Below are 12,043 nucleotides of genomic sequence, written 5' to 3' on the forward strand. Positions count from 1 at the left end.
ACTGATGGCTACTGCCCCCAAGGCGGATTCTGAAATCCAGTGCGGCTTCGCCGAAAAGGCGGTCGCCGACGCGATGGTGGAGAAGGCGCGCGGTTTTCGCGAATTCCTGCAAAGCGAGGCGCCCCAAGGCGAAAAGCGGCGCAATCCCACCCCCGCCGTGGACAAGATGCTGAAGGAGGAAGGTTTCCTCCGCATGCTCCTGCCGCAGCGTCTGGGCGGCATGGGCATGTCGACGACGGATTTCTGCCGCGTGCAGATGGAAATTGCCAAGGGCGACCCTGCCATCAGCTGGGTCATCCAGATTATCAACGGGACAAGCTGGATCACCAGCCTTGCGCCCGACGGCGTGCAGGACGCCGTATTCGGCCAAGGTCCGCAGCCGGTCTGCGGCGCTTACAACCCGCCCGGCAAAGCCCGCAAGGTCGATGGCGGCTGGATCATCAACGGCAAATGGCCCTATATGTCCGGCTCGCGCCAGTCGACCTGGGCGCAGCAGGGCGTGGTGCTGGAAGGCTATGACGGCCCCGTCGTTCCTGGCATCAGCATGTGCTATCTGCCGATGGACAGCATGACCATCGAAGACACATGGTTCGTGTCCGGCATGCAAGGCACTGGTTCCGACACGGCCATCGCCAAGGACGTTTTCATCCCTGACGCGCAGATGGTGTTGATGGACGAACGCGCCGGACAGATCGATCGGACCAAGCGTAATTTCGGCGCTCCTTCCGACCTGCTGCCCGCCGTGCCAGTCGTCCGCACCACCGGCATTGCCCAGTTGATCGGCGCGGTCGATGCGATGCTGGAAATCGTCACAGCCGAATCTCCCAAGAAGCCGGTGCTGACAACCATCATCGGCCCACGCACCAGCTCGGGCGCCTATATGCGCGATCTGGGCGAGGCTGCAGCGATGATCGATACCGCCAAGCTGATCCTGTTCGACCTTACCGCCAAACTGGATCGCGTCGGTCTGGGCGAGGAATTCACGCTCGCGGAAAAGGCCAAGCAGCGGGCGGGCGGCGCGCAGATGATCGAACTCGTCCATAGCGCCAGCGAATCGCTGATGTTCCAGGCCGGTTCCTCTGGCTTTGCTCTGGACAAGCCGATCAACCGCTACTGGCGCGATATTTCGATGGCGCTGCGGCATATTCAGAATATTCCGACCATCGGCTATGAAATCTACGGCCGCAACCTGACCGGGGCCGACCCGATCTCGCCTCCGGGCGCTTATTGAGGTCAACATTTCATAGTCGAAGCAGGGCTGCCCGGTCGAAAGAGCGCGCAGCCCTCTTCACTTCTGCGGCCCAGCCGCACCCACCATATTCACAGGGGCATGACATGCGCGCCGCACTGATCGACACCGATGGCCGCTTTTCCCTCGCCGATCATCCCGAACCCGTCGCTGAGCCCGGCCACCGCATTGTCGAGGTTTCGGCGGCCGGAATTGGCCCCACCGACCTCATGCGCGCGAAGGGGTTTTTCGGTCCTGTCAGCGCACCCTATGTTCCGGGTGGCGAAGGCGTCGGACGGCTCGATGACGGACAGCGCGTCTATTTCGGGCATAGCAAAGCGCCCTTTGGCGCCATCGCGGAACGCACGCTCGTGCCGGAGGAAGAAATCTGGCCAGCGCCCGATGGCCTGTCCGACGACCAGTTGATCGCTCTTGCCATCTCCGGCACCGGCGCACTGATCCCGCTCGAAGAAGCCAGGATAGCGAAGGGCGAGTCCGTCCTCATCCTGGGCGCGACCGGTCCGGTGGGCCAAATAGGCGCGCAGGTCGCCCGGCTACTGGGCGCAGGCCGCGTCGTCGTTGCGGCGCGCAACCGTGACAGGCTTCAGGCCATGCAGGCCGCCGGTCATGCGGACGCCATCGCCATATTGGGTGAAGGGGACGATGAGGCCGCACTGAAAGCCGTTGCGGAAGGCGGCTATGATGTCGTGCTCGACATTATCTATGGTCCTCCGGCCGAAGCGGCGATGCGCGCCACCCGTCCCGGCGCGCGGATGATGAGCATAGGCGTTCAGGCAGGGCCCACGGTGACGCTTTCCCTGCGCGATCTCGTTTTCCGCAGTCATGTCGGCGTCGGCACCGGGCAACGACCGGCGAACGAGCGCCGCGCGGCTTATGACCGGCTGATCGACATGGCGATGACACGGGGGCTTACTGTCGACACCTGCCGCCATGCCTTTGCTGTCAACGGCGGAGCAAAAGTCGGCCATTCGGCGGCGTAAAACCAGGCCATCGTGTTACATGCCGGGGGGAGTGGCGTGAGGGCGTAGCCCGAGGGCCACTCCCCCCGGCATTGGTGTAATTTTCAGGGTCTGGTTTTGGCCTTGCGGGCCCGGCTGTGCGCGAGGCGATAGCTTTCGCCGTTCATCTCGAGGATGCTGACGTGATGGGTCAGGCGATCGAGGAGCGCGCCTGTGAGACGCTCAGATCCGAAGGTTTCGGTCCATTCGTCGAAGGGCAGGTTGCTGGTGATGAAGGTGGAGCCGCGTTCGTAACGCTGGGAGATCAGCTCGAACAACAGTTCGGCGCCGGTCTTGGAGAGCGGCACAAAGCCCAGTTCGTCGATGATGAGCAGCTTGTATCCGGCCATCTGCTTCTGGAAGCGCAGAAGACGGCGCTCGTCGCGGGCCTCCATCATTTCGCTGACCAGCGCTGCCGCGGTGGTGAAGCCCACCGACAGTCCTTTCTGGCATGCTGCCAGTCCGAGCCCCAACGCTACGTGCGTCTTTCCGGTGCCTGATGGCCCCAGAGCGATGGCGTTCTCACGCCGCTCGATCCACTCGCAGCGCGCCATCTCGAGCACCTGCATCTTGTTGAGCCTGGGGATGGCGGCGAAGTCGAAGCTGTCGAGGCTTTTGACGGCGGGGAAGCGCGCGGCCTTGATGCGCCGCTCGACCATGCGACGCTCCCTGTCGATCATTTCCATCTCGACGAGGCGGGCGAGGAAGCGGATATGATCGACGCCTTCAGCGGCACATTGCCGCGCGAGCTTGTGATGCTCACGCAGGCACGTAGGCAGCTTGAGCGCCTTGAGATGGTGAGCGAGAAGGATCTCCGGGGCCTGATCGCTCATGCGGCCTCCTGCCGGTCGGAGAGCAGGCTCAGATAGGCTCTGGCAAAGGTCTTCTCGACCGTGGTGCGTGGCAGGAAGGGATAGACGTCCAGGTCCAGCCTGGGCGGTACGCGTTCGATCCGGCACAGGACGAGGTGCTTGACGGCATCGAAGCCGATGGCGCCAAGATCGATGGCCTGTTCGACCGCCGCCTGGAGATCGGCGAGGGTGAACGTTTCCAGCAGGCGCAGTACCTGCACATATTCGCGCCTGCCATGTTTGTGCATGCGCCCTTCCATCAACCGCTGCAGTGTCGTGAACGCTTCGGGCAGGTCCCAGCCCTGCAAAGGCGCAGCCTGGTCGAATGCGTTGATCTTCTGCTCGATCAGCGGGAGATAATGGAGCGGGTCGAAGACAACCTCCTCGCGGGCATAGCAACGAGGATGACGGGCGATGACTTCGCTGCGGCAGCCGATCACCACCTCATCGACATAGGCCCTGATCCAGACCTCCTGATGGCCCCAGGCCACCGGAACCGAATAATCGTTGGTCCTGTAGCGCACCAGGGATTGCGAGGAGACCCGCCCGCCTTTCTGATCGCAGGCCTCGAAGGGTGTAGCGGGCAGAGGCTGCATGGCCGCGAGATCGCGCTGCAGCCGCTCACCGATCGTCTCGCTCTGCCCGCGCACCTTGTCCTGCTGGCGCTTGCGGCATTGCTCCTCCAGCCACAGGTTGAACGCCTCCCAGGTCGGGAACTTCGGGATCGGCACCATGAAGTTGCGCCGGCAATAGCCTACCAGCCCCTCCACATTGCCTTTCTCGTTCCCCTTGCCCGGGCGAGCATAGCGGTCGCGGATCACGTAATGTGACAGGAAAGCGCTGAACAGCGTGGCACGCTGCCGCGTGCCGTCGGGCAGGATCTTCGTCACAAGGCAGCGATCGTTGTCATAGACGATCGAGCGCGGTACCGCGCCGAAAAACGCGAAGGCATGCACGTGTCCGTCCACCCAGGCCTCCGCCACCGCCGCCGGATAGGCCCGCACATAGCAGGCATCACTGTGCGGCAGATCGAGCGCGAAGAAGTAGGCCTTCTGCTCCACCCCGCCGATCTCCACCAGCGCTTCCCCGAAATCGGCCTGCGCATCTCCCGCAGGGTGCGCCAGCGGCACGAACATCTCCCGGCTGCGCTGTTCGCGCTCCCGGATGTAATCCTTGATGATCGTATAGCCGCCGGTGAAACCATGCTCGGTGCGCAAACGGTCGAATACCCGCTTCGCCGTATGGCGTTGCTTGCGCGGGACACTGCGGTCACCCTCAAGCCATCCATCAATGATCGCCACAAACCCGTCCAGCTTCGGGCGCTGCGGTACGGACTGGCGCCGGTAACCCGGCGGCGATGAAAACGACAGCATCTTGCGTACCGTTTCGCGCGACACATTGAAACGCTTCGCCGCCGCCCGTTGGCTCATGCCATCCGCGCAAGCCAGACGGACCTGAAGATAAAGTTCCACGCTGTAGATCCCCACACCTCCCTGACTCGGCAGAAAGGCTTCAAGGTGGACGACTTTTACGCCGCCCGCAGCAGGACTATCCCGCCGCTACCGTGGTCGAATATTGCTCCGCCGTTCTCAATAGCCTGTGCATAGGCGCGCTTCGGGTCGCGACCAACAACAGATGCCCGCAACGGATCAGCGCCGCCATGCCGCGCGTGGCCGAAAGGTCGCGCTGAAAACAGTATGTCCTTCTCATGAAAGCGAATGGAGCGGCAGAAAATCGGGCGCCTCCTATATTCCTGATTGATGCTTGGAGGAGTTTTGCATGAGTGCCGTTGACGAACTGATCGCCCTTGCCCAGTCGCCCGATCCATTCCGCAATGCGCCGGACAATCTGGCGGAACTGCAACTGGAGGCCGCGCGCGAGCGCTTCACGGAACGACGGCAGCAGATCCGGGTGCTCGACAAGCGCGCGCGTGAAGCCGGTATCGACAGCGTCGACAGCTTTGCCGACCTCGTGCCCCTGCTCTTCGCTCACACCAACTACAAAAGCTATCCCGAGGCCTTTGTAGACAATGGCCAGTGGAAGCATATGAACATATGGCTCGGCACGCTCAGCAGCTATCCGACCGACAATATCGACGTTTCGGATGTCCGCGATATCGACGACTGGCTGGATCGCGCCAAGGCCGCGGGCCATCATGTTTTCGCGTCGAGCGGGACGTCGGGCAAATCCTCCTTCCTCGACCAGTCAACGCAGGATCGCGATCTTTCGCTCGCCGCATGCATCGCGGCGGCGGATCTTTCCACGCCCGCTTATGCTCCCGATAACGCGCGGTCGGTCTTCACGATGATGCCGCCGCGCGGCACGCACAAGATGATCGAATTTTGCAACGCGCATTTCCCCCGCTGGGCCGCGCCGGGCGAGTTTCATCGCCTGAGCGAAGACCCGATCCGCGCATTCGACGCCATGCGGCCGGCGCAGCTCCGCCGCCTGCTGGCTGCGGGCAAGGTCGGTCCCGGCGAGATCGCAGCCTATGAAGCGGAGGTCGAAGCGCGCCAGGTCAAGCGGGCGGGCGAATTCGATGCTTGGATGGACCTGCTCGAAAGCCGCCGGGATCGCCCGCTCTACATCGGCGTCATGTATGGCGTCGCATGGCAAATCGTTCAGGCACTGCGCGCGCGCGGGGTCAAGGATGGCGATTTCCATCCCGACACGCTGATGAGCTTTGGTGGAGGCACCAAGGGCGCGGCCGTCCCGCCCGACTATAAGGAACAGATTATGGGCTTTTTCGGCGTGACGCCGGATCGCATCACCAGTTCCTATGCGATGGTGGAAATGAGCGGCTTCTGCGCCAAGATCCAGCCGACCGAATCCTATGCGATGCCGCCATGGATCATCCCCCTCATCCTCGACAAGCCAGGCGAAAAGCTGCTCGGCACGACCACGGATAGCGGCACGGTCGAAGGCCGCATGGCGTTTTTCGACATACTGGCCGACGGCCGCTGGGGCGGCGTCATTTCCGGGGACAAGGTGCAGGTCGAGTTCTGCTCCGGCCTTGAAGGGGTGAAGACCCCGGTGGTCCACGCAATCGCCCGTTACGCCGATCTGGAGGAAGGCGAGGATAAGCTCAGCTGCGCGGGGTCGATCGATTCCTATGTGCGTGGGTCCATCTCCTCACCCCAGCCCGTCGCGGCCTGAAGCACAGGAGGCAGACATGCTGCATGAAATCATCGCCGATAACGACAAACTGCTCGTTCCCCATGTGATCAAAGGCGTCGTCCAACTGGATGCCGCCGTCGAACATCGCTCGCGCGGCAGCGGCAGTTCGGTCATGACGCCATCGATTGACCTCGACTCGCTGATCTGGCCGCGCAGCGAGGCAGGCCCCGCTTTCGACACGCCGCTGTCGGAAATCGTGGATTTCCTCGTCGAAGTGGGCAAGGCGCTCGATTTCGACCGGAATATCTACCTTCAGGAAGCTGCCGCCTATAATCTGCGCTGCAACAATCTGGGCGCGCGCATCCTTGAAAATTGCTACCGCGATATCGCCTGGTTCTTCACGCGCGAAGCGGTCGAGGCCGAAGCGGAACAATCGCTGGGATCGACCGATGTGCTCGATGGATGGGCGCGGCGCGACGTGCAGGGCGCGTCCTTCGACATCCGCGCCTTCCCGCCGCGCATGGTGCATGTGCTGGCCGGAAACGCGCCCATCGTGCCGCCGGTCACGATCGTCCGGGGCGCCATCAGCAAGGGCGTGCATCTGATGAAAATGCCGTCGAACGACATGTTCACGGCGACCGCCCTGTTGCGGACGATGGCTGACGTCGGCCCCAACCACCCCGTGACCCGCTCCTTTTCGGCAGCCTATTGGCGCGGCGGCGACGCCAGCATCGAAAATCACATCCTGCGCTCGCAATATTTCGACAAGCTGGCCGTCTGGGGCGGCGAAGCGGCGGTGCGCCACGCCATGAAATATGCCGCGCCGGGCTTTGAGATCATGTCCTTCGATCCCAAAGTGTCGATTTCGCTGATCGGCAGCGAAGCCTTTGACGGCACGCCGCTGGCGACCATCGCCGAACGAAGCGCCGCTGACATCATCGCCTTCAATCAGGATGCGTGCAGTTGCGCCCGCTTCCAGTTCATCGAAGGGTCGAGCGATCAGGTCGATGCCTATTGCGAGGCACTGGTCGAGGCGATGGGCAAGGATATTCGCTATGGCGCCGGCGTTGACGGTCCGTTGCCGCCCCCCATGCTGGTCGACGAACTGGACATGCTGAGCAATCTGGAGCCGGTCTATCGCGTGTTCGGCCAGCCCGATGGCCGGGGCATGGTCATCCGCTCCAGCGAGCCTGTGTCGTTCAACCCCGGCGGAAAGCTGGTCAATGTCGTCACGGTCGATCGCCTCGCCGACGCGATCCAGCATGTGACGGTGGCCACCCAATCGGTCGGCGTCTACCCGCAATCCCGCATTGCCGAGGTGCGCGACGGCCTTTCCTCGGCAGGTGCCCAGCGCATCGTCGGCCTTGGCAATATCAACAACGGAAAATTCGGCGGCCTGCCGCACGATGGGGGATGGCCGGTGCACAAGATGATGCATTGGGTCGTCACCGAAGCAGCGAAAGATTGAAAAGACCTATGACACAGACGAACACTCAGGCGCTGTCGCTCGATACCTATCGCCTGCTCGGCCGCTCGGGATTGCGGGTTTCGCCGCTGGCGCTGGGCACGATGACCTTTGGCGAGGAATGGGGCGCGGATGAGAAGGAATCGCGCCGGATATTCGATAGCTATGTGGATCAGGGCGGCAATTTCATCGATACGGCGGGCTATTATGCCGATGGCGCATCGGAAACGCTGACCGGTAAATTCGCCGAGGCCAAGCGCGAACGGCTGGTCCTGTCGACCAAATACTCGCTGACCCGCTCGGTCGGAGATCCCAATGCCGCCGGCAACAGCCGCCGCAACATGGTGCAGACGGTCGAAACCAGCCTGAAGCGGCTGCGTACGGACCGGATCGACCTGTTCTTCCTGCATGTCTGGGACGACACCACGCCCACGGATGAAATTCTGCGCGCGTTCGACGATCTCGTGACGCAGGGCAAGATCCTGTATCTTGGCCTGTCGGACACGCCCGCCTGGCAGATGGCCCGGTTGCAGACCATGGCGGAGTTGCGTGGCTGGAGCCAGCTTGTGGCCCTTCAGGCTGAGTATAATCTGATCGAACGCACGGCCGAGCGCGACCTGATCCCCGCCGCCAAGGCGCTGGGTATTGGCGTCATGCCATGGTCTCCACTGGCAAGCGGGATGCTGTCCGGCAAATATGCGACCGGCGGCAGCGCGCATGACAGCGAAGCGGGCGGCCGCGGCGCCATGTTGCAAGCGGCTGGCCGGGTCGATGCCCGCGTGGTGGCGATCGCTGATGCGGTGAAGGCGACCGCCGATGAAATGGGCGTGACCTCCGCGCAAGTAGCGATCGCATGGACCCTTGCCAATCCGGCGGTGGTGTCGCCGCTGGTGGGCGCGCGCACCATGCGGCAATATGAAGATAATATCGCCGCGCTGGGCGTATCCCTCGATGCGGCGCAGTTGGAGCGCCTGGACGCGGCCAGCCAGACCCCGCTCGGCTTCCCGCACGATTTCCTCGCTTCGCCCTTCATCCGTCATGGATTGACCGGCGGCACCACCATCCAGCCACGCGCTTAACTCCAGGTCTGGCGGAAACGCCAGACGGCCCGGAAAATACGAAACGCAAATGCTTGGAGCATGATCCGTCACATCGGACGGATCATGCTCCCATCATGCCGCGCGAACCAGTTTTCCGGGACGCGCGCCGGTATCGATCCCGTCCCGGCGGGTCACTACCCCGCTGACCATCGTGGCGCGATAGCCGGTCGCATGCTGCGCCAGACGGCGGCCTCCGCCGGGGAGGTCATAGACGACATGAGGGGCATGCAACCTGATCGCATCATGATCGATCACGTTGATATCCGCTTTCAGGCCGACCTTCACCCGCCCCCGGTCTCGCAGTCCGAGAAAATCGGCATTATCGGCGCTCAGCGCCTTCACGGCGGCGGGAATCGTCAGCCTCTCTCCCGCACGGTCGCGGGTCCAGTATGACAGCATCGTCGTCGGGTAACTGGCGTCGCAGATGATGCCGTAATGCGCGCCGCCATCCCCAAGCCCCACTATGCTGTATGGATCGCGCATCATGGCAAGCGCCGGCTCCAGCGACCGTTCCGCATAGTTGGAAAAAGGCATCAGGATCAGCGCGTGGCCATCCTGTTCGAGCATCAGGTCATAAACCAGTTCCACCGGACTGACGCCGCGCTTGGCGGCCAGCGCGGCGATGCTCCCGTCCGGCGAAGGTTCATAATCAGGTTCTGCGCCCAGCGGATAGATATTGTCCCACGTCCGCAACAGGCGATGCAGCGGCGTCGGCGTCTCGTCCGGCTCCTCCGCGATCAGCCGCGCGCGAAAAGCGGGATCGCGCATGATCGCGAGCTTTTCCGCCAACGGCCGCTCCGCAATCGCGCGATAGCTCGCACAATGGCTGAAAGCGTTTGCGGATGTCGACAAGCCGCACATCGCCCCCATCGGCCTTGGGAAAACCTGCGCCAGCACTGGCGCCGCTCCGCTTCCATTATGCTGGGCAAGCGCATCCATGGTGCGCCGCCAACCCTGCGGATCGGTCGACCATTGGGCCAATGAATAGGTCACGGGGCGACCGGACTCATGGGCCATGCGCTTCATCAGATCGATGTCGCTTTCCCAATCGGCGGTATCGAGATTGGGGATCATCTGAAGCACGCCGCGCCCCGTTTCGCCCACGGATCGAGCAATCGCCGCCAGTTCGTCGCTCTCCGCCTGGAAAGACGGGATGAAGGCGCCGTCGCCGCGCCGGTGGACCAGCGAACGCGACGTGGCGAAACCCAGCGCGCCGGCCGCCATCCCTTCCTCGACAAGCTGCGTCATCCGGGCGATGTCCGCCGGGGTCGCCGGCTCGCGATCCAGACCGCGCTGCCCCATGGCGTAGACGCGCAACGGCGAATGCGGGATATAGGCGCCGACATCGGCATCCCAGGCCCGCGCTTCGAGTGAACGCAGATAATCTGGGAAACTTTCCCAGTTCCAGGGCAGGCCCTTCGCCATAACGGCTTCGGGGATGTCCTCCACCCCCTCCATGACATTGACGAGCGCTTCGCGATCCTCCGCCCGGCACGGCGCGAAGCCAACGCCGCAATTACCGATGACAACGGTGGTGACGCCATGCTCGGCGGAAGGGACAAGGCTGTCCGACCAGGTGACCTGCCCGTCATAATGGGTGTGGACATCGACGAAGCCCGGCGTAACCAGAAGCCCGCGCGCGTCAATCTCCTCCCTGCCCTGCCCCACGGCGGAACCGACGGCCGCGATGCGACCGTCGACAATGGCGATGTCCGCCTCGAACGGCTCGCCACCATCCCCATCGACTATCGTTCCGCCCCGGATCACCAGATCAGCGTCGGCCATGTCCATTCCTCTCGCTCAGCCTGCCAGCGCCGCCAGCATCTCGCCCGACGCCTGTTCCTCGGTCACCCATTTCACCATGCGGCGAACCGGCTCGATCGCGTCCTGCTTTTCCATATTATGCTGCATCGTCGCCGCGCCGCCCAGCGACACGATCCGCTGCGCGCCCTGAAAGGCTAGACGGTCGCGCAATTCATCCTTCAGGCTTTCGGGGAAAATGCCGATCGTCTGGGTATAGGCATTGACCGCGCTGACAGCCGTTTCCCTGCTGTCGATGGGCACGATATTGCCCACCCGGCAGGCGAGCGTGCGGGAAAAGTCGACCGGATAATCCTCCTGGCTGACGATCACCGCGCCCTCGTTGGTCCGGCCGCCGAAGATGCGATAATCCTCGTCATTGAGGCGGATACCGTCAATCTCTGCCTTGAGCGCACCGTCGAACGCCTTATGCGGCGTGCTCAGATGATCGGGCAGACGCTGGAGCGCGTCAAAGGTCATTTGCCCCAGCCGATTGGCGCGCTCCAGCCCGGCTTCATCCGTGCCGCTTTCGACATAGATGACGCGAGCAGACACACAGCCTTCCTGGTTCTGCGCGCCGATGTCGAGCGCCAGACGGCGCGCCACCTGATCCAGCGTCGCGTCATCGGCGAAGGCTTCGCGGCCGATGATCGTGCCCGACAGCTTGGGATCTTGCGTGATAAGGTCGATGCCCGGTTGCAGATAGCGGGTGATGTGCTTCACCGAATCGAACCCGCCCCAGGCCACGATCTTCTCGATCCCGCGCGGGTCGTAGATCGCCGATTCCACCTGCTCATCGCCGCCCTTCCAATAGGCGACGGAAACATGTTTGGAGAGCGGATGGTCGGGGTCCATCTCCACCATCGTGCGTACCAGCGCGGCAGCGGTCAGCGGATCGTTGGACGGCAGCTTGATGATCGCGTCGGACCGGGTCAGCGCATTGCGGATCACCGTCAGGATCGACACGATGGGCGCATTGCCCGCGATCACATGCACGGTCCGTGCGCCGAAGGCGCGGGTGCGGGCGGTCAGGCCCGGAAAGACGCTCGGCCCCTGATCCACCCAGCCTTCCAGATAGTCGATGCCGCAGGCCCGTTCCATCATGCGCCGCATTTCCGTCCGGTCAAAGCCAGCGCCGATATGCTGGAAATGAGTACGCAGGATGCTTTCCGACAGGCCGGAGGTCCGGCAAGACAGGCGAAACGCATCCTGCAAATGCCGGTTCTGTCCGAAATCCAGTCGCTGCCCCAGGGCAACGAGGAAATCGAGTATCTCGTCAAAGCTCAGCGCATAGAGATCCGCCATGGACGAAGGCGTCCTGAGCGGCAGGCGGGCGACATGTTTGCCTATGTCAGGCGCCGAAAAGCTGACGCCGCCCCGGCGGCCGCCATAGCTGATCTCTGCATCATCGATAATCTGGCCCCGGATGATGAGGGGAACGCGGAAATCGTCGGTCATGGTTC

At 63.1% G+C, this 12,043-nt stretch carries 9 protein-coding genes; 5 read left to right on the forward strand and 4 right to left on the reverse strand.

The features are described 5' to 3' along the window. Positions 1 to 4: 4 nt before the first annotated feature. Positions 5 to 1,231 carry an acyl-CoA dehydrogenase family protein gene (locus ATN00_RS17740; RefSeq protein WP_231746325.1) on the forward strand — a complete coding sequence of 409 codons (1,227 nt, stop codon included), beginning with the start codon at positions 5 to 7 and terminating at the stop codon, positions 1,229 to 1,231. Between the two features lie 104 nt (positions 1,232 to 1,335). Continuing rightward, positions 1,336 to 2,229, forward strand: a complete 894-nt coding sequence (locus ATN00_RS17745) for a quinone oxidoreductase family protein (protein ID WP_062067128.1) — start codon at positions 1,336 to 1,338, stop codon at positions 2,227 to 2,229. An 83-nt stretch (positions 2,230 to 2,312) separates the two neighbouring features. Here ATN00_RS17745 and istB read toward each other — a convergent pair whose 3' ends face one another. Then, complete coding sequence (gene istB / locus ATN00_RS17750; RefSeq protein ID WP_007686288.1) at positions 2,313 to 3,080, reverse strand: IS21-like element ISSsp5 family helper ATPase IstB; 768 nt, start codon at positions 3,078 to 3,080, stop codon at positions 2,313 to 2,315. Then, complete coding sequence (gene istA / locus ATN00_RS17755; RefSeq protein WP_011950768.1) at positions 3,077 to 4,570, reverse strand: IS21 family transposase; 1,494 nt, start codon at positions 4,568 to 4,570, stop codon at positions 3,077 to 3,079. Before istA ends, istB begins: the two co-directional genes overlap by 4 nt. A 307-nt stretch (positions 4,571 to 4,877) precedes the next feature. On the opposite strand from istA, the gene ATN00_RS17760 reads away from it, so the two are divergent. Genes ATN00_RS17760 through ATN00_RS17770 form a run of 3 tightly spaced genes read left to right on the forward strand, consistent with a single transcriptional unit; the run spans position 4,878 to position 8,759 of the window. Further along, the gene (locus ATN00_RS17760; protein WP_062067131.1) at positions 4,878 to 6,254 is read left to right on the forward strand and encodes a hypothetical protein; all 1,377 of its coding nucleotides are present in this window, start codon (positions 4,878 to 4,880) and stop codon (positions 6,252 to 6,254) included. Positions 6,255 to 6,270: 16 nt separating this feature from the next. Next, positions 6,271 to 7,683 carry an acyl-CoA reductase gene (locus tag ATN00_RS17765; RefSeq protein ID WP_062067134.1) on the forward strand — a complete coding sequence of 471 codons (1,413 nt, stop codon included), beginning with the start codon at positions 6,271 to 6,273 and terminating at the stop codon, positions 7,681 to 7,683. Next, complete coding sequence (locus ATN00_RS17770; protein WP_062067137.1) at positions 7,680 to 8,759, forward strand: aldo/keto reductase; 1,080 nt, start codon at positions 7,680 to 7,682, stop codon at positions 8,757 to 8,759. Before ATN00_RS17765 ends, ATN00_RS17770 begins: the two co-directional genes overlap by 4 nt. A 93-nt stretch (positions 8,760 to 8,852) precedes the next feature. Here ATN00_RS17770 and ATN00_RS17775 read toward each other — a convergent pair whose 3' ends face one another. Together ATN00_RS17775 and ATN00_RS17780 are read right to left on the reverse strand one after the other, a co-directional pair. Continuing rightward, positions 8,853 to 10,565 (reverse strand): N-acyl-D-amino-acid deacylase family protein, encoded by a 1,713-nt coding sequence (locus ATN00_RS17775; RefSeq protein ID WP_062067140.1) that lies wholly within the window; start codon positions 10,563 to 10,565, stop codon positions 8,853 to 8,855. A gap of 15 nt (positions 10,566 to 10,580) precedes the next feature. Then, entirely contained in the window at positions 10,581 to 12,038 is a 1,458-nt protein-coding gene (locus tag ATN00_RS17780; protein WP_062067143.1) for an acyl-CoA reductase, read from the reverse strand. Positions 12,039 to 12,043 lie beyond the last annotated feature (5 nt).

The sequence above is a fragment of the Sphingobium baderi genome (assembly GCF_001456115.1).
GTDB classification, from domain to species: Bacteria; Pseudomonadota; Alphaproteobacteria; order Sphingomonadales; family Sphingomonadaceae; genus Sphingobium; species Sphingobium baderi_A.

Bases quoted from the DNA above. Each gene is read 5' to 3' on its own strand.
- ATN00_RS17780 (WP_062067143.1), bottom strand. From the start codon at position 12,038: ATGACCGACGATTTCCGCGTTCCCCTCATCATCCGGGGCCAGATTATC.
- ATN00_RS17760 (WP_062067131.1), top strand. From the start codon at position 4,878: ATGAGTGCCGTTGACGAACTGATCGCCCTTGCCCAGTCGCCCGATCCA.
- ATN00_RS17745 (WP_062067128.1), top strand. From the start codon at position 1,336: ATGCGCGCCGCACTGATCGACACCGATGGCCGCTTTTCCCTCGCCGAT.
- istB (WP_007686288.1), bottom strand. From the start codon at position 3,080: ATGAGCGATCAGGCCCCGGAGATCCTTCTCGCTCACCATCTCAAGGCG.
- ATN00_RS17775 (WP_062067140.1), bottom strand. From the start codon at position 10,565: ATGGCCGACGCTGATCTGGTGATCCGGGGCGGAACGATAGTCGATGGG.
- ATN00_RS17740 (WP_231746325.1), top strand. From the start codon at position 5: ATGGCTACTGCCCCCAAGGCGGATTCTGAAATCCAGTGCGGCTTCGCC.
- ATN00_RS17765 (WP_062067134.1), top strand. From the start codon at position 6,271: ATGCTGCATGAAATCATCGCCGATAACGACAAACTGCTCGTTCCCCAT.